General features: G+C 66.9%; 16 protein-coding genes and 1 tRNA gene. 11 read left to right on the forward strand and 6 right to left on the reverse strand.

From position 1 onward, the window contains the following. Positions 1-66 precede the first annotated feature (66 nt). Together mutY and mutM are read right to left on the reverse strand one after the other, a co-directional pair. Positions 67-1,170 (reverse strand): A/G-specific adenine glycosylase, encoded by a 1,104-nt coding sequence (mutY, locus tag C5O79_RS24450; RefSeq protein ID WP_046544387.1) that lies wholly within the window; start codon positions 1,168-1,170, stop codon positions 67-69. A 23-nt stretch (positions 1,171-1,193) separates the two neighbouring features. Beyond that, positions 1,194-2,021: a bifunctional DNA-formamidopyrimidine glycosylase/DNA-(apurinic or apyrimidinic site) lyase gene (mutM, locus tag C5O79_RS24455; RefSeq protein WP_046544386.1), complete on the reverse strand. Its 828-nt coding sequence runs from the start codon at positions 2,019-2,021 to the stop codon at positions 1,194-1,196. A gap of 86 nt (positions 2,022-2,107) precedes the next feature. On the opposite strand from mutM, the gene C5O79_RS24460 reads away from it, so the two are divergent. The 8 genes from C5O79_RS24460 to hisC all read left to right on the forward strand — a co-directional run bounded on the left by C5O79_RS24460 (position 2,108) and on the right by hisC (position 9,274). Further along, positions 2,108-3,931, forward strand: coding sequence for a tetratricopeptide repeat protein (locus C5O79_RS24460; RefSeq protein ID WP_046544385.1), 1,824 nt, complete (start codon positions 2,108-2,110; stop codon positions 3,929-3,931). Then, the gene (gene lolB, locus C5O79_RS24465; RefSeq protein WP_122474348.1) at positions 3,931-4,557 is read left to right on the forward strand and encodes a lipoprotein insertase outer membrane protein LolB; all 627 of its coding nucleotides are present in this window, start codon (positions 3,931-3,933) and stop codon (positions 4,555-4,557) included. The genes C5O79_RS24460 and lolB overlap by 1 nt, the downstream gene beginning before the upstream one ends. 25 nt (positions 4,558-4,582) lie before the next feature. Continuing rightward, the gene (gene ispE / locus C5O79_RS24470; RefSeq protein WP_122474349.1) at positions 4,583-5,464 is read left to right on the forward strand and encodes a 4-(cytidine 5'-diphospho)-2-C-methyl-D-erythritol kinase; all 882 of its coding nucleotides are present in this window, start codon (positions 4,583-4,585) and stop codon (positions 5,462-5,464) included. 55 nt (positions 5,465-5,519) lie between these two features. Further along, positions 5,520-5,596 (forward strand) — tRNA-Gln (locus C5O79_RS24475). Between the two features lie 44 nt (positions 5,597-5,640). Continuing rightward, on the forward strand, positions 5,641-6,603 hold the full coding sequence (locus tag C5O79_RS24480; protein ID WP_027789096.1) for a ribose-phosphate pyrophosphokinase: 963 nt from the start codon (positions 5,641-5,643) through the stop codon (positions 6,601-6,603). 161 nt (positions 6,604-6,764) lie between these two features. Then, positions 6,765-7,370 (forward strand): 50S ribosomal protein L25/general stress protein Ctc, encoded by a 606-nt coding sequence (locus tag C5O79_RS24485; protein ID WP_039346059.1) that lies wholly within the window; start codon positions 6,765-6,767, stop codon positions 7,368-7,370. 121 nt (positions 7,371-7,491) lie between these two features. Next, positions 7,492-8,091, forward strand: a complete 600-nt coding sequence (pth, locus tag C5O79_RS24490) for an aminoacyl-tRNA hydrolase (protein WP_006477776.1) — start codon at positions 7,492-7,494, stop codon at positions 8,089-8,091. A gap of 115 nt (positions 8,092-8,206) precedes the next feature. After that, the gene (gene hisC / locus C5O79_RS24495; RefSeq protein ID WP_122474350.1) at positions 8,207-9,274 is read left to right on the forward strand and encodes a histidinol-phosphate transaminase; all 1,068 of its coding nucleotides are present in this window, start codon (positions 8,207-8,209) and stop codon (positions 9,272-9,274) included. A gap of 83 nt (positions 9,275-9,357) precedes the next feature. Here hisC and C5O79_RS24500 read toward each other — a convergent pair whose 3' ends face one another. The 3 genes from C5O79_RS24500 to rsmD form a co-directional block, all read right to left on the reverse strand. Beyond that, positions 9,358-9,624 carry a YfhL family 4Fe-4S dicluster ferredoxin gene (locus C5O79_RS24500; RefSeq protein WP_046544381.1) on the reverse strand — a complete coding sequence of 89 codons (267 nt, stop codon included), beginning with the start codon at positions 9,622-9,624 and terminating at the stop codon, positions 9,358-9,360. A gap of 59 nt (positions 9,625-9,683) precedes the next feature. Continuing rightward, positions 9,684-10,181: a pantetheine-phosphate adenylyltransferase gene (gene coaD / locus C5O79_RS24505; protein WP_039346084.1), complete on the reverse strand. Its 498-nt coding sequence runs from the start codon at positions 10,179-10,181 to the stop codon at positions 9,684-9,686. Between the two features lie 111 nt (positions 10,182-10,292). Beyond that, a complete protein-coding gene (gene rsmD, locus C5O79_RS24510; RefSeq protein WP_039346086.1) occupies positions 10,293-10,907 on the reverse strand; it encodes a 16S rRNA (guanine(966)-N(2))-methyltransferase RsmD in 615 nt (204 codons plus the stop codon). Between the two features lie 214 nt (positions 10,908-11,121). Here rsmD and ftsY point away from each other — a divergent pair, with 214 nt between their 5' ends. Further along, positions 11,122-12,276 (forward strand): signal recognition particle-docking protein FtsY, encoded by a 1,155-nt coding sequence (ftsY, locus tag C5O79_RS24515; protein WP_039346088.1) that lies wholly within the window; start codon positions 11,122-11,124, stop codon positions 12,274-12,276. Positions 12,277-12,361: 85 nt separating this feature from the next. Here ftsY and maiA read toward each other — a convergent pair whose 3' ends face one another. Continuing rightward, on the reverse strand, positions 12,362-13,006 hold the full coding sequence (gene maiA / locus C5O79_RS24520; RefSeq protein ID WP_122474586.1) for a maleylacetoacetate isomerase: 645 nt from the start codon (positions 13,004-13,006) through the stop codon (positions 12,362-12,364). Between the two features lie 192 nt (positions 13,007-13,198). Here maiA and ybiB point away from each other — a divergent pair, with 192 nt between their 5' ends. Then, positions 13,199-14,173: a DNA-binding protein YbiB gene (gene ybiB / locus C5O79_RS24525; protein WP_122474351.1), complete on the forward strand. Its 975-nt coding sequence runs from the start codon at positions 13,199-13,201 to the stop codon at positions 14,171-14,173. 380 nt (positions 14,174-14,553) lie between these two features. After that, the gene (leuA, locus tag C5O79_RS24530) at positions 14,554-16,200 is read left to right on the forward strand and encodes a 2-isopropylmalate synthase (RefSeq protein ID WP_122474352.1); all 1,647 of its coding nucleotides are present in this window, start codon (positions 14,554-14,556) and stop codon (positions 16,198-16,200) included. Positions 16,201-16,317 lie beyond the last annotated feature (117 nt).

Raw genomic sequence — 16,317 nt, forward strand, 5'->3', positions numbered from 1 at the left:
GCGGAAAACCACGAGCGTCCGACGTTTCCCTGAAAGCGCGGCATGCGCCGCGCCCCTCCCCCGTCGTTACAGCAGCGGTCCGCTCAGCGCATCGAGCAGCTTGCGCACGGGCGCCGGCACGCCATACGCGTCGAGCCGGCTCAGCGGCACCCAGGCGGTGTCCGCGTCCCGCGCGCCGGCGGGCAGGCCGCCGGCAGCCATGTCGCTCAGCCGCGGCTCGATCTCGAGCCGGAAATGCGTGAACGTGTGCGTGAGCGGCGCGAGCCGCACCGTGCCGCCGCCGCCGAAGCCGCGTGCGAGTTCCGCGAGCGCGGCGTCACCGTCCGCTTGCGGCAGGCTCCACAGCCCGCCCCAGATGCCGGTCGGCGGCCGCCGCTCGAGCAGCACGGCGTCACCGTCACGCAGCACGAGCATCCAGGTCTTGCGGGTCGGCACGGCCTTCTTCGGACGCGCGGCCGGCAGTTCGCGCTGGCGGCCCGTCGATTGCGCGACACAGTCGCCCGCGAACGGGCAGCGCGTGCAATCGGGCTTGCCGCGCACGCACAGCGTCGCGCCGAGATCCATCAGGCCCTGCGTATACGCACTCACTTCGGCCGCGTTCGCGGCGTCGGGCAACAGCGATTCGGCAAGCGCCCACATGTCGTTCTCGACACGCTTCTCGCCCGGGAAGCCCTCGATGCCGAACACCCGCGCAAGCACGCGCTTCACGTTGCCGTCGAGAATCGTCGCGCGCGCGCCGTATGCGAACGACGCGATCGCCGCAGCCGTCGAACGGCCGATGCCCGGCAGTTCGGCCAGCGCGTCGGGCGTTGCCGGAAATGCCCCGCCGTGCTCGGCGACGACGACCTGCGCGCAGCGGTGCAGGTTGCGCGCTCGCGAGTAGTAGCCGAGCCCTGCCCACAGCGCCATCACGTCGTCGGTCGGCGCGGCCGCGAGCGCGGCGACGTCGGGGTAGCGTTCGAGAAAGCGCGTGTAATACGGGATGACGGTCGACACCTGCGTCTGCTGCAGCATGATTTCCGACAGCCAGATCCGGTACGGATCACGGGTGTTCTGCCACGGCAGGTCGTGGCGGCCATGCTCGCGCTGCCACGCGACCAGGCGCGTGGCGAACGAGCGATGCAGCGGCGTGACGGGGAACGGAGCGGGGGCGATGCGGGGCGGCTTCAAGTTATCTGATCGGGGAAAAGGTTTCAACGCTGGCAGGTCGGGCAGAAATAGGTCGACCGCTGACCCTGCACGATCTGGCGGATCGGCGTGTTGCACACGCGGCACGGCTGGCCCGCGCGGTCGTAGACGAAGCAGTCGAGCTGGAAATAGCCGCTTTCGCCGTTGCTGCCGACGAAATCGCGCAATGTGCTGCCGCCGCGCTCGATCGCGTCGGCAAGCGTGGCGCGCACTGCGTCGGCCAGCCGCTCGTAGCGCGGCAGCGATACCTTGCCGGCGGCCGTCGTCGGCCGGATGCCGGCGCGAAACAGGCTCTCCGACGCATAGATGTTGCCGACGCCGACGACCATGTCGCCCGCGAGCAGCGCCTGCTTGACCGACACGGTCCGGCCGCGCGTGCGCGCGTGCAGCAGCGCGCCGGTAAACGCCGGCGAGAATGGCTCGACCCCGAGGCTCGCGAGGAGCGGATGCGCATGCACGTCGCCCGCTTCGCGCGGGTGCCACAGCACCGCGCCGAAGCGGCGCGGATCGCGGAACCGCAGCACGAATTCGTCGAAGATCCAGTCGATGTGGTCATGCTTCGCGGCGACCGGCACGCCAGCCGCGGGCAGCACGCGCAGCGTGCCCGTCATGCCGAGGTGGACGATGAACCAGCCCGCGTCGACCTCGAACAGCAGGTACTTGCCGCGACGCTCGACGGCGAGCACCTCGCGCGCGCGCAACTGCTCGGCGAGCCCGGCCGGCACGGGCCAGCGCAGCATCTCGGTACGGACGTCGACACGCTCGACGCGGCGGCCCGCGACAAAGGGCGCGATGCCCCGGCGCGTGACTTCGACTTCTGGCAACTCTGGCATTGTTTGCGGGTCTGAGACTGGATTCACGATCGTGCGTGTATTGTAGCGAGCGCGTTACAATCGGTTGAAACATCGAACGGATTTCCATGACCTTGCCCTCGAAGCTGCTTCAGAAGCGCCCCGCCGCAGTGCGCGGCGCGCGCGCCTTCCCGGTCCGCCGTGCACTCGGCGCCGTGCTGTTTGCCGCCTGGACCCTCACCGCCTTCCCGGCCCACGCGCAGGATCCGGCATCGGACGACGCGGAGTCGCAGGGTGCGTTCGAGCATGTGATGCCGGACGAAAAAAAGGATCTCCCCGGCGTTCCGCTGACGAGCCAGATCGTCTACCAGGTGCTCGCCGCCGAGGTCGCGCTGCAGCGTAACCAGCCCGCGCCGGCCTACCAGACCTACCTCGCGCTCGCCCGCGACACGCGCGATCCGCGCATGGCGCAGCGTGCGACCGAGATCGCGCTCGGCGCGCAGAGCCCGGCCGACGCGCTGTCCGCCGCGAACCTGTGGCGCCAGTACGCACCGGATTCGAACCGCGCATCGCAGGTCGACGCCGCGCTGCTGGTGCTCGCCGGCAAGCCGGCCGACGCGCAGCCGATGCTCGCGCGCGAACTGGCCCGGGCGACCGGCGAGACGCGCGGGCCGGCCATCCTCGCGCTGCAGGCGCTGCTCGTGCGCGGCTCCGACCGCGTCGGCGGCCTCGCGGTGCTGAAGGACATGCTGAAGAACGACCTGAACCGGCCCGAAGCCCAGCTCGCGATCGCGCGCCAGCAGCTCGCGGTCGACGACAAGGACGGCGCCGCGCAGTCGCTGAAGCAGGCGCTGCAGCTCCGCCCCGACTACCTGCCGGCGGCCCTGATGCTGTCGCAGATGGGGCCGGCGGAACGCGCGGCGGGCATCGCGTCGTTCGAGAAGTATGTTCAGCAGAATCCGAAGTCGCGCGATGCGCGGCTCGCGCTGTCGCAGCTCTATCTCGCCGACGATCGCCTCGACGATGCGCAGAAGCAGTTCGAGACGATGCGCAAGCTCGACTCGAAGGATCCGACGCCGCTGATGGCGCTTGCGCTGATCAAGATCCAGCAGAAGAAGCTCGACGAAGCGACCGGCTACCTGAAGCAGTACGTACAGCTCGGCGACAAGCAGCCGAACCTCGACGTCGGCCAGGGCTACATCTACCTCGCGCAGATCGCGATCGACCAGAACAACGATGCGCAGGCGTCGCAATGGCTCGACAAGGTCGACCAGACGAGCCAGCACTACCTGCCCGCGCAGATCACGCGCGCGCAGCTGCTGCAGAAACAGGGCAAGACCGACGAAGCGCGCAAGGTGCTCGACAACCTGCCGATCACGGATCCGCGCGATGCGGCCGTGGTCGCACGCACCGACGCGTCGATCCTGTTCACGGCGAAGCGCTACCCGGAAGCCGAGGCACGGCTCGGGCAGGCGGTCCAGGACTTCCCCGACGATCCCGACCTGCGCTACGACTACGCGATGGCGGCCGAAAAGACCGGCCACTACACGACGATGGAAAAGCAGCTGCGCGAGCTGATCCGCACGCAGCCCGACAATCCGCAGGCGTACAACGCACTCGGCTATTCGCTCGCCGACCGCAACCAGCGGCTGCCCGAAGCCAGCAAGCTGATCGACAAGGCGATGACGCTCGCGCCGAACGACGCGTACATCATGGACAGCCTCGGCTGGGTGAAGTACCGGATGGGTGATACGGCCGGCGCGGCGAAGGTGCTGCGGCGCGCGTACGAACTGCAGCCGAACGCCGAGATCGGCGCGCATCTCGGCGAAGTGCTGTGGAAGAGCGGCGCACAGGACGATGCGCGTTCCGCATGGCGTGACGCGCAGAAGCTCGAGCCGGACAACGAAACGCTCGTGCAGACGCTGAAACGCCTGCAGATCAACGGTCTCTGATGCGGATGTTCCCGACGTTTTCCCTGTCCTTCCGCGCGCAGCGCACGCTGGCCGCTGCCGCTGCCGGTGCCGCGCTCGCGCTCGCCGGCTGCGCGAGCACGCCGCCGTCGGCCAGCGCGCCGACCGGCGCGGCGCTGCAGACCGCCGCAACGCACGCTTACCATGGCCGCTTTGCGGTGCAGTACGACGACCGTCTCGGCAAGCAGCAGAACGTGTACGGCAACTTCGACTGGCAGGAGCACGGCGACGACGTGTCGCTCGAGCTGCGCAGCCCGCTCGGCCAAACGCTTGCGGTCGTGAAGTCGACGCCGCAGGCGGCATCGCTCGAGTTGCCGAACCGTCCGACGCAATATGCGCCGGACGTCGGCGACCTGATGCAGAAAACGCTCGGCTTCGAACTGCCGCTCGCGGGCCTGCGCTACTGGCTGCTGCCGACAGCCGCGCCCGCCACGCCCGCGGAGACGGTGCGCGATCCGGCCGACGGTACACACGTCAAGCAGATCCGCCAGGACGGCTGGACGATCGACTACCTTGCCTACGCGGATGCCCCGGCCACGGGCGTCAAACGCGTCAACCTCGTGCGCGCGACACCGCCGCTCGACATCAAGCTCGTGCTCGATCAGTGAGCACCCGCCCAGCCCAGATATACGCATGACCAATTCGACCCGCTCGCTGCGCAACTGCCTTGCGCCCGCGAAACTCAACCTGTTCCTGCACATCACCGGCCGCCGTCCGAACGGCTATCACGATCTGCAGAGCGTGTTCCAGTTGCTGAACTGGGGCGACACGCTGCACTTCACGCTGCGCGACGACGGTCGCGTCGCGCGCGTCACCGACGTGCCCGGCGTGCCCGAGGAAAGCGATCTGGTCGTGCGCGCGGCCAACCTGCTGAAAGCGCATACGGGCACCGCGCACGGTGTCGACATCGAGATCGACAAGTGTCTGCCCATGGGGGCCGGCCTCGGCGGCGGCAGCTCCGACGCGGCGACGACGCTGCTCGCGCTGAACCGCCTGTGGCAACTCGACCTGCCGCGCACCGAGCTTCAATCGCTCGCGGTAAAACTCGGTGCTGACGTCCCGTTTTTTATTTTTGGAAAAAATGCGTTCGCAGAGGGTATCGGAGAAGAATTAGCTGAGGTACAATTGCCGACTCGCTGGTTCTTGGTTGTAACGCCCCGCGTTCATGTCCCAACCGCTGAAATATTTTCAGATGAGTTGTTGACAAGAGATTCGAAGCGCGTCACAATTACGGACTTTCTTGCACAGCAAAGCAGCGACGCGGGATGGCCAGATAGTTTCGGTCGGAACGATATGCAGCAAGTTGTGACAAGTAAGTACGCGGAAGTTGCGCAGGTGGTCAAATGGTTGTATGATGTGACCCCCGCGAGGATGACCGGCTCCGGAGCAAGCGTGTTTGCAGCGTTTCGCAGCAAGCACGAGGCAGAAGCGGCGAAAGCCAAGCTGCCCGCCAGTTGGAATGGTGCAGTTGCCGAGAGCCTGAATGAGCATCCGCTCTTCGCTTTCGCGTCATGAAGTTTTGCTTTGCCGAACGGCCTACACGAGTTCGGTGAAGTTATCAGTTAAGTGTAGGGGAGTCGCCAAGTTGGTCAAGGCACCGGATTTTGATTCCGGCATGCGAGGGTTCGAGTCCTTCCTCCCCTGCCAAAAATTTTCCCGCATTTCCCGCCCAAGCCTGAAGCAGGTGCACGATGAGCAGCCACAGCCATGATGGCCTGATGGTCTTTACTGGCAACGCGAATCCCGCGCTCGCCCAGGAAGTCGTCAATATCCTTGGAATCCCCCTCGGCAAAGCAATGGTCAGCCGTTTCTCCGACGGCGAGATCCAGGTCGAGATCCAGGAAAACGTGCGCGGCAAGGACGTCTTCGTCCTGCAATCCACGTGCGCACCGACGAACGACAACCTGATGGAACTGATGATCATGGTCGATGCGCTCAAGCGCGCATCCGCCGGCCGGATCACTGCAGCCATCCCCTACTTCGGCTACGCCCGTCAGGATCGCCGCCCGCGTTCGGCGCGCGTCGCGATCTCGGCGAAGGTCGTCGCGAACATGCTGGAAATCGCCGGCGTCGAGCGGATCATCACGATGGATCTGCACGCCGACCAGATTCAAGGCTTCTTCGACATCCCGGTCGACAACATCTACGCAACGCCGATCCTGCTGGGTGACCTGCGCAAGCAGAACTACCCGGATCTGCTCGTCGTGTCGCCGGACGTCGGCGGCGTGGTGCGTGCCCGGGCACTCGCGAAGCAGCTCAACTGCGATCTCGCGATCATCGACAAGCGTCGCCCGAAGGCGAACGTCTCCGAAGTGATGAACATCATCGGCGAAGTCGAAGGCCGCACCTGCGTGATCATGGACGACATGGTCGATACCGCCGGCACGCTCTGCAAGGCCGCGCAAGTGCTGAAAGAGCGCGGCGCGAAGCAGGTCTTCGCCTACGCGACGCACCCGGTGCTGTCGGGTGGCGCAGGTGATCGCATCGCTGCATCGGCACTCGACGAACTCGTCGTTACCGACACGATCCCGCTGTCCGCCGAATCGCTCGGCTGCTCGAAGATCCGTGCGCTGACGAGCGCGAGCCTGCTGGCCGAAACGTTCTCGCGGATCCGCCGCGGCGACTCCGTGATGTCGCTGTTCGCGGAATCCTGATCGCGAATCGACTGAACAAAGCATGCGCAGAAAGCGAAGCGGCAACGCTTCGCTTTTTGCACAATCGGGCGGGATAGACGAAACCCCGTTCGTTTCATCGGGGGCCGCAGTTTGACGGCCCCGTTTTACTGCCTGGTCGCGGGCAGCTATTGGAGAATCACATGAAAGTCGTCGCTTTCGAGCGCCAAGAGCAAGGTACGGGTGCGAGCCGCCGCCTGCGCAACGCTGGTAAGACCACGGGTATCGTTTACGGTGGCGAAGCAGCCCCGCAAAAGATCGAACTCGATCACAACGCCCTGTGGCACGCCCTGAAGAAGGAAGCTTTCCACTCGTCGATCCTCGACCTCGAAGTGGCTGGCCAGTCGCAACAGGTTCTGCTGCGCGACGTGCAATACCACCCGTTCAAGCAACTGGTGCTGCACGTGGACTTCCAACGCGTTGACGCGAAGAAGAAGCTGCACACGAAGGCTCCGCTGCACTTCCTGAACGCTGAAATCAGCCCGGCCGTGAAGCTGTCGAGCGCGATCGTTTCGCACGTCGCGACGGAAATCGAAATCGAGTGCCTGCCGGCTGACCTGCCGGAGTTCCTCGAAGTCGACCTGTCGAAGATCGAAGCCGGTCAATCGCTGCACGCGAAGGACATCACGCTGCCGAAGGGCGTCGCGCTGGTCGCGCACGTCGACGCGGAAAACCCGGTTGTCGCATCGGCGACGGTCCCGGCTGGTGCCGTGTCGGACGCAGCAGAAGGCGAAACGCCGGCTGCCTGAGCGGGCTGCCAACGCGCCCCATCGATCCGTTTCACGAAACGGTCGACGCAACCCGCCGCGGCTTGCCCGGCGGGTTTTTCTTTTTCTGCGCCCAGGCGGCCGTTGCCGCCTTCGAAACGTCATGATCAAACTGATCGTCGGCCTCGGCAATCCCGGGGCGGAATACACCGCGACGCGCCACAACGCCGGCTTCTGGCTGATCGACCAGCTCGCCCGCGAAGCCGGCACGACGCTGCGCGACGAGCGCCGCTTCCATGGTTTCTACGCGAAAGCGCGCCTGCACGGCGAAGAAGTCCACCTGCTCGAGCCGCAAACCTACATGAACCGCTCCGGCCAGTCGGTCGTCGCGCTCGCGCAATTCTTCAAGATCCTGCCTGACCAGATCCTCGTCGCGCACGACGAGCTCGACCTGCCGCCCGGCACCGTGAAGCTGAAGCTCGGCGGCGGCAGCGGCGGCCACAACGGCCTGAAGGACATCACCGCGCACCTGTCGTCGCAGCAGTACTGGCGGCTGCGGATCGGCATCGGCCATCCGCGCGACCTGATTCCGGAAAGCGCGCGCGCCGGCGCGAAGCCCGACGTCGCGAACTTCGTGCTGAAGCCGCCGCGTCGCGAGGAGCAGGACGTGATCGACGCGTCGATCGAACGCGCACTCGCCGTGATGCCGATGGTCGTCAAGGGCGAACTCGACCGTGCGACGATGCAGCTGCATCGCAACTGATCGCATCGCACCGCTCCGGTGCATCGAGCCGTCCGGTTTCGCCGGACGGCCCCGCCCGCCCCACCCTGCGCGCACATGCGGTAATCTGGTCGCTTTGCCCGACAGGAGCCAAGCGGTGAGCCGTTACTGGAGCAACATCGTTCAGCAACTCGTGCCTTACGTGCCGGGCGAGCAGCCTGCGCTCGCACACCCCGTCAAGCTGAACACCAACGAGAATCCCTATCCGCCGTCGCCGCGCGTCGTCGCGGCGATCGCACGCGAACTCGGCGAGACCGGCGACACGCTGCGCCGCTATCCCGACCCGGTTGCGCGCGCGCTGCGCGAAACGGTCGCGGCCCATCACCGCATCGAGCCCGAGCAGGTGTTCGTCGGCAACGGCTCCGACGAGGTGCTCGCGCACACGTTCCAGGCGCTGCTCAAGCACGACCGGCCGCTGCGCTTCCCCGACATCACGTACAGCTTCTATCCGACCTATGCGCGCCTGTACGGCGTCCAGACGTCGATCGTGCCGCTCGCGGACGACTTCTCGATCCGCGTCGACGACTATCTCGACGACGCCGGCGGCGTGCTGTTTCCGAACCCGAACGCACCGACCGGCCGCGCACTGCCGCTTGCCGACGTCGAACGGATCGCAGCCGCGAATCCGTCGTCGGTCGTCGTGATCGACGAAGCGTATGTCGACTTCGGCGCGCAGTCCGCCATTACGCTGATCGACCGCTACCCGAACCTGCTCGTCGTCCACACGACGTCGAAGGCGCGCTCGCTCGCGGGCATGCGCGTCGGTTTCGCATTCGGTGACGCAGCGCTGATCGACGCGCTGAACCGCGTGAAGGACAGCTTCAACTCGTACCCGCTCGACCGGCTCGCGCAAGTTGCCGCGCAGGCCGCCTATGAAGACACCGATTATTTCAACGCAACCTGCGGGCGCGTGATCGACAGCCGGACGCGTCTGACGCATGCGCTGGACGCGCTCGGCTTCGACATCGTGCCGTCGGCCGCGAACTTCGTGTTCGCGCGCCATCCCGCGCACGACGCGGGCGCGATCGCGGCGAAACTGAAGGAACGGGAAATTTTCGTGCGGCACTTCCGGCTGCCGCGGATCGACCAGCACCTGCGCATCACCGTCGGCACCGATGCCGAATGCGACACGCTCGTCGCGGCGTTACGCGAACTGCTGGCCTGAACGAGAGAACCGGCGCCGGGCGGCGCCGATCCTAATGCGTGACGGGCGTGCCGAAGGACTCGAGCGCGCGCGCCGCTACGGGGTCACGACCCGTCGTCGCCCTTGTCGGCGATCAACGCGTGATACTTCTCCATCAATTGCGCGTGCGATTCGTCATGCTGCGGATCGCGCGGAATGCATTCGACCGGACACACCTGCTGGCACTGCGGTTCGTCGAAATGGCCGACGCACTCGGTGCACTTGTTCGGGTCGATCACGTAGATGTCCGGGCCCATCGAAATCGCACCGTTCGGGCACTCGGGCTCGCACACGTCGCAATTGATGCACTCGTCGGTAATCATCAAAGCCATACTGATCTCACTTCTTCAGGCCGGCGGCCGGCTTCGCAACGAAACCGGCCGGCACCGCATTACGCCGCAGGGCCTCCGATCGCAGCGACTTTCTCGGTCAGCCACTTCTCGACGGACGGAAACACGAACTTGCTGACATCGCCGCCCAACTGCGCGATTTCGCGCACGATCGTCCCCGAGATGAACTGGTACTGATCGGACGGCGTCATGAACATCGTCTCGACGTCGGGCAGCAGGTAGCGGTTCATCCCCGCCATCTGGAACTCATATTCGAAATCGGACACGGCGCGCAGGCCGCGCACGATCACGCGCGCATTGTTGGTGCGGACGAAATCCTTCAGGAGGCCGGTGAAACTCATCACCTTCACGTTCGGATAATGGCCGAGCACCTCGTTCGCAATCGTCAGACGTTCTTCCAGCGAGAAGAACGGCTTTTTCGCGCGGCTGTCGGCAACACCGACCACCAGCGTATCAAAAATGCTCGACGCACGCCGCACGAGGTCTTCGTGCCCGCGCGTCAGCGGATCGAACGTACCGGGATACACGGCGACTACCATGTCGCTCCTCCTGTCATCACGCAAACGGGATGGCAGCCGTGCGATGCACGCGCCGCTGCCGAGATGGGCATGCGTCGCCTTTGCGGCGCGCCGCCTCGTATGGAACGCGCATTATTCATCATTTTCGCGCCGCAGCAAATGATAGTGAACCGCACCGGCCTTGCCGTGCTTCACGACCTGCCAGCCTGCGAGCGCCTCGTGCGCGGCCGGATCGAGCTCCGCCCCCGTCTCGACGTACAGCGCGCCGCCCGCCGCGACGAGCGGCGCCGCCAGCGCAATGGCGCGCTCGAGGACGGCCTGATCGTCGAACGGGGGATCGAGAAACACGACGTCGAACGCGCCCGGTGTGAGCCCGGCCGCGAGCCGCAGCGCGTCCGCCTCCGCGACCTCGACCGCACGCGCGCCGAGCTTGTCCTTGATCGCACGCAGCTGCTGCGCCGCGCGCGGATGGCGCTCGACCATCACGACGCTCGCCGCGCCGCGCGACGCAGCCTCGAAACCCAGTGCGCCGGTACCCGCGAACAGGTCGAGGCAGCGCCGGCCTTCGAGATCCTGGCCGAGCCAGTTGAACAGCGTCTCGCGCACACGATCGGGTGTCGGCCGCAGGCCGTCCAGATCGAGCACCGCGAGCGGCGTGCGTTTCCAGTCACCGCCGATGATGCGGATCGTGTGCGGCTTGCCGCGGCCGGAAGGGGCCGCCGGGCGGCCGGGAGAGGAACGGGACATACGGAATATCGACGACGGAGGGACCGGGCGCGCGGGGGGCGCACCGCCAAACAGGCGCACGTTACCACAGCGGCGATGCACACTGGCGCGAGCGCCACGCCGCACTGATAAAATGCACGGTTTCGGCCGCCGTGCGCCGCGCCCGCGCGAACGCAGAACGGCCCGTCCGGTGCCCGCCCCTCACGGCGGCCCGCCCTCTTCCCGACGTCAGACCATGTTCAGCTTCTTCAAACGATTCAAGAAAACGCAGGAGCCCGATCCGGCGGAATCGCAATCGGCCGACGCGCAGCAAACGGACGAGCCGTCCGACGCGCCCGCGGTCGAGGCTCCGCCTGTGGCCGACGTGCCGCAAGCGCCCGCACAACCGGCCGCGCCGGCCGTCGTAATGACGGTCACGCCGACCAACGACGGCCGCGACGAAGTCGTCGAGACGGTCGAGATCGTCCCGCCGCCGCTGCAGGACGCCACCGCGAAGAAATCGTGGCTTGCGCGCCTGAAAACGGGGCTCGCGAAGACGGGTTCCAGCATCACCGGCGTGTTCGTCAACACGAAGATCGACGAGGATCTGTACGAGGAGCTCGAAACCGCGCTGCTGATGTCCGACGCGGGTGTAGACGCGACCGAGTACCTGCTCGGCGCGCTGCGCGAAAAGGTGCGCACTGGCCGCCTGACCGACCCGCAGCAGGTGAAGGCCGCGCTGCACGACCTGCTCGTCGAGCTGCTGACGCCGCTCGAGAAATCGCTGATGCTCGGCCGCGCGCAGCCGCTCGTGATGATGATCACCGGCGTGAACGGCGCCGGCAAGACGACCAGCATCGGCAAGCTCGCGAAGCATCTGCAGAGCTTCGACCAGTCGGTGCTGCTGGCCGCGGGCGACACGTTCCGCGCGGCCGCGCGCGAACAGCTGGCGGTCTGGGGCGAGCGCAACAACGTGACGGTCGTGCAGCAGGAAAGCGGCGATCCGGCCGCGGTGATCTTCGACGCGGTCAGCGCAGCGCGCGCGCGCAAGATCGACGTGATGATGGCCGACACGGCCGGCCGCCTGCCGACGCAGCTCCACCTGATGGAAGAGCTGAAGAAGGTGAAGCGCGTGATCTCGAAGGCGCACGACGGCGCGCCGCACGAAGTGCTGCTGGTGATCGACGCTAACACCGGCCAGAACGCGCTCACGCAGGTCAAGGCATTCGACGACGCGCTCGGCCTCACCGGCCTCATCGTCACGAAGCTCGACGGCACCGCGAAGGGCGGGATTCTCGCTGCGATCGCGCGTCAGCGTCCGGTGCCGGTCTACTTCATCGGCGTCGGCGAAAAGGTCGAGGATCTGCAGCCGTTCAGCGCGGTCGAATTCGCGGACGCGCTGCTCGGCTGAACATCGCCTGCACGCATCGCACAGGGCGCCTTCGGGCGCCCTTTTTCATGCGCGCCCGGCCATGCGTGGCCCGGGCGCGCCACGCTCATTCGGCGTCGGGCTGCACGCCGGGCTCGGCGGCCTTGAACGCATCGAGCGTCGACGCATGGTCGACGATCCGCTGGATCGTCGGATAGCGCGTCGTATCGATCGAGAAGCGGTTCGCGTTGAACACCTGCGGCACGAGGCACACGTCGGCGAGCGTCGGCGTGTCGCCGAAGCACAGCTTGCCGGTGCGTGGATCGCTCGCGAGGCGCGTCTCGAGCGTGTCGAAGCCCGCCTCGATCCAGTGTCGGTACCACGCGTTCTTCGCTTCTTCGGGCACCTGCAGCGTGTGCTTCAGGTACTTCAGCACGCGCAGGTTGTTGAGCGGATGGATTTCGCACGCGATCTGCAGCGCGACCGCGCGCACATACGCGCGATCGACCGGCTGCTTCGGCAGCAGCGCCGGCTCCGGATGGGTTTCCTCGAGATATTCGATGATCGCCAGCGACTGCTGCAGCGTCGCATCGCCGTCGGTCAGCGTCGGCACGACCGCATCCGGATTCAGCGCGCGATACGCGTCCTTCAGTTGCTCGCCGCCGTCTCGCAGCATGTGCACGGGGACATAGTCGAACGGCAGCTGCTTCAGGTTCAGGGTGATCCGCACGCGGTACGACGCGGAACTGCGGAAATAGCTGTAAAGCTTCATGGGATGTCTCTCGTAGTCGTATTCGGCCGGCGACGGCACGGGCGCGGCGCAGCCGGCGCGCACCGCCGGGAATCAGAGTGTAGCGCGCCGCGCCGCACGGCCTCGCCTGGCGACAGCCGCACCCGTGCGATACTCGGGGCATTCCTCACCGCTCACAGCGCGGCCCGATGCCGGCCGCCCGCCCACGCCCCGATGACCGCCTCCCACGATCCCGCCGCCGTTCCGTTCCCGTGCGCCCGCTTCATCAAGGAAATCGGCCGCGGCCCGCATGGCGCACGCGCGCTGTCCGCCGAGGACACGTTCGAGCTCTATCGCGCCATGCTCGACGCACGCGTGTCGGACGTCGAACTGGGCGCGATCCTGATCGCCTATCGGCTGAAGGGCGAATCCGCCGACGAACTGGCCGCGATGCTCGCCGCCGCGCAGGCGTCGTTCGAGCCGGTGCACGTGCAGGATGCCGCGTTCCGCCCCGTGTCTATCCCGAGCTACAACGGCGCGCGCAAGCAACCTAACCTCGTGCCGCTGCTCGCGCTGCTGCTCGCGCGCGAAGGCGTGCCGGTGCTCGTGCATGGCGTCGAGCGGGATCCGGGCCGCGTGACGAGCGCGGAGATCTTCTCGGCGTTGTCGATCGCGCCGTCGACGTCGCACGATGCAATCGAGGACATGCTCGCCGAGCGCCGCGTCGCGTTCGCGTCGATCGAGGTGCTGGCGCCGCGCATTGCCCACCTGCTATCGATGCGCAGGGTGCTCGGCGTGCGCAACTCGACGCACACGCTCGTGAAGATCCTGCAGCCGTTCGCGCCGGCCGGCCTGCGGCTCGTCAACTACACGCATCCGCCGTACCGCGACAGCCTGGCGCAATTGTTCCGCGACCATCCGGACGCCGCGCTCGGCGGCGCGCTGCTGGCACGCGGCACCGAGGGCGAAGCCGTTGCCGACACGCGGCGCCAGGTGCAGGTCGACTGGCTTCACGACGGCGTGTGCGACACGCTGATCGAGGCCGAACGCTCGTCGACCGATGCGCCCTCTGTCGCGCTGCCCGAATCGCGCGATGCGGCGACGACGGCCGCGTGGACCGACGCCGCATTGCGCGGCGAAGTGCCGGTGCCCGACACGGTCGCCCGGCAGGTCGCGACGATCGTGCAGATCGCCCGTATCGCACGCTGAAGGCGCGCTCGCGAACCGGCCCCGATCGCAAGGCATTTGACACGCGAGCGCATCCTGGCATAGAGTTGCCCTCATGCGTTCCTTTCCGAACACCCTCCGAATTACCTCCGGCCGCCTAGCGCGGCCGCTATCGCTACGACTAGCCTAAGGCTGTCGTAGCGCCGTGTGCTGTTTGCACGGTCCCTCCCAGCAGTTCCTCGCAGTACCCCTCTCGTAGTTTTTACAACCCGAAGTCGTCAGCATTCGTCCGTCTATCCGTCGGCCGACTCGCGAAGATCATCCGCATCCGCAGCGCGTTCACGTGCCGCGGAGCGAGGCAGCGCCAACCGTCGCCCATGCCGCCCGTCTTCGCTCGCGACTTGAGACCCGAGGTCCAGAAGATGCAGCGCAATCCGCAAGACAAGTACCGTTCGTTCGAGCCCGTCCGCCTCAATGGCCGCAAATGGCCGTCGCGCACCATCGAGCGCGCGCCCGTCTGGATGAGCACCGACCTGCGCGACGGTAACCAGTCGCTGATCGAGCCGATGAGCATCGAGCAGAAGCTCGAGTTCTTCGAGATGCTGGTCGCGATCGGGTTCAAGGAGATCGAAGTCGGTTTTCCGTCGGCGTCGCAAACCGACTTCGATTTCGTCCGCAAGCTGATCGACGACAAGCGGATTCCCGACGACGTGACGATCGAAGTGCTCGTGCAAGCGCGCGAGGACCTGATCGCCCGCACGTTCGATGCGCTCGAAGGTGTGCCGCGCGCGATCGTGCACCTGTACAACGCGGTGTGCCCGTCGTTCCGCCGCATCGTGTTCGGGATGTCGAAGGCCGACGTGAAGGCGCTCGCGATCGATGGCACGCGCATCATCAAGGAACACGCCGCCGCGCGCCCCGACACGCAGTGGACCTTCCAGTACTCGCCGGAAACCTTCAGCATGACCGAGCTGACGTTCGCGCGCGAAATCTGCGACGCGGTCGCTCAAACCTGGCGGCCGACCCGCGATCACAAGATGATCGTCAACCTGCCGGCCACCGTCGAAGCCGCGGGCCCGAACGTGTTCGCCGACCAGATCGAGTGGATGGACCGCAACCTCGCGTACCGCGACAGCATCGTGCTGTCCGTGCATCCGCACAATGATCGCGGCACCGCGGTCGCGGCGGCCGAACTCGCGTTGCTCGCGGGCGCCGACCGCATCGAGGGCTGCCTGTTCGGCAACGGCGAACGCACCGGCAACGTCGATCTCGTCACGCTCGCGCTGAATCTCTACACGCAGGGCATCGATCCGGGCCTCGATTTCTCCGACATCGACGCGGTGCGCCGCGTCGTCGAACGCTGCAACCAGATTCCGGTGCATCCCCGCCACCCGTACGCGGGCGACCTCGTGTTCACCGCGTTCTCGGGCTCGCACCAGGACGCGATCCGCAAGGGCTTCGCGCAGCAGCGCCCCGACGCGGCCTGGGAAGTGCCGTACCTGCCGATCGATCCGGCCGACCTCGGCCGCAGCTATGACGCGGTGATCCGCGTGAACAGCCAGTCCGGCAAGGGCGGCGCGACGTTCCTGCTCGAACGCGGGATGGGCTTCACGCCGACGCGCCGCGTGCAGATCGAATTCAGCGGCGCGGTGCAGACGCTCGCCGACGCGTCCGGCGAGGAAGTGACGGGCGATGCGATCTGCGCGCTGTTCGAACGCGAATTCTTCGACACCGACGGGCCGGCCGCGCGACACGGCAACGGCGCGCGCTGGGAGAACCGCGAGATCGCGGCAGCGCCTGCGGCAGATACCACGCCCGACGAGGCCGTGCGACGTTTGGCCGCGGGATTCGCAGCGGCCGCCGGCACGGCGATCAACGTCGCGTCGTGCGAACACACCCGCACGACGGACGGACGGATCGCGGTATCGGTCGGCTGCCGGGTCGGCGATGCGCCGCTGCGGCACGGCGTCGGCCTGCATGCCGATGCGTCGAGCGCCGCGCTCGATGCGGTCGTCAGCGCGATCAACCGCTCGGCCTGGCACTGCGCGGATCGCCGCGCGGCGGCCTGAGCGCGCGGTTCCGTTTCACGATTCAAACGTCAGCGAGCGGGGCGTGACCGCCCGTGCGCCGCGCGATCCGCGCCGCATGAGGCAGTAAAAAGCGGCCCAGAAGGCCGCTTCGGTCGG

This window comes from Burkholderia sp. SRS-25, from assembly GCF_004343765.1.
Classification (GTDB): domain Bacteria; phylum Pseudomonadota; class Gammaproteobacteria; order Burkholderiales; family Burkholderiaceae; genus Burkholderia; species Burkholderia contaminans.

Coding starts and splice junctions, on each gene's coding strand:
- C5O79_RS24480 (WP_027789096.1), top strand. CDS start 5,641: ATGAGCAGCCACAGCCATGATGGCCTGATGGTCTTTACTGGCAACGCG.
- maiA (WP_122474586.1), bottom strand. CDS start 13,006: ATGAAGCTTTACAGCTATTTCCGCAGTTCCGCGTCGTACCGCGTGCGG.
- lolB (WP_122474348.1), top strand. CDS start 3,931: ATGCGGATGTTCCCGACGTTTTCCCTGTCCTTCCGCGCGCAGCGCACG.
- mutM (WP_046544386.1), bottom strand. CDS start 2,021: ATGCCAGAGTTGCCAGAAGTCGAAGTCACGCGCCGGGGCATCGCGCCC.
- ispE (WP_122474349.1), top strand. CDS start 4,583: ATGACCAATTCGACCCGCTCGCTGCGCAACTGCCTTGCGCCCGCGAAA.
- C5O79_RS24485 (WP_039346059.1), top strand. CDS start 6,765: ATGAAAGTCGTCGCTTTCGAGCGCCAAGAGCAAGGTACGGGTGCGAGC.
- ftsY (WP_039346088.1), top strand. CDS start 11,122: ATGTTCAGCTTCTTCAAACGATTCAAGAAAACGCAGGAGCCCGATCCG.
- coaD (WP_039346084.1), bottom strand. CDS start 10,181: ATGGTAGTCGCCGTGTATCCCGGTACGTTCGATCCGCTGACGCGCGGG.
- pth (WP_006477776.1), top strand. CDS start 7,492: ATGATCAAACTGATCGTCGGCCTCGGCAATCCCGGGGCGGAATACACC.
- rsmD (WP_039346086.1), bottom strand. CDS start 10,907: ATGTCCCGTTCCTCTCCCGGCCGCCCGGCGGCCCCTTCCGGCCGCGGC.
- C5O79_RS24500 (WP_046544381.1), bottom strand. CDS start 9,624: ATGGCTTTGATGATTACCGACGAGTGCATCAATTGCGACGTGTGCGAG.
- ybiB (WP_122474351.1), top strand. CDS start 13,199: ATGACCGCCTCCCACGATCCCGCCGCCGTTCCGTTCCCGTGCGCCCGC.
- C5O79_RS24460 (WP_046544385.1), top strand. CDS start 2,108: ATGACCTTGCCCTCGAAGCTGCTTCAGAAGCGCCCCGCCGCAGTGCGC.
- leuA (WP_122474352.1), top strand. CDS start 14,554: ATGCAGCGCAATCCGCAAGACAAGTACCGTTCGTTCGAGCCCGTCCGC.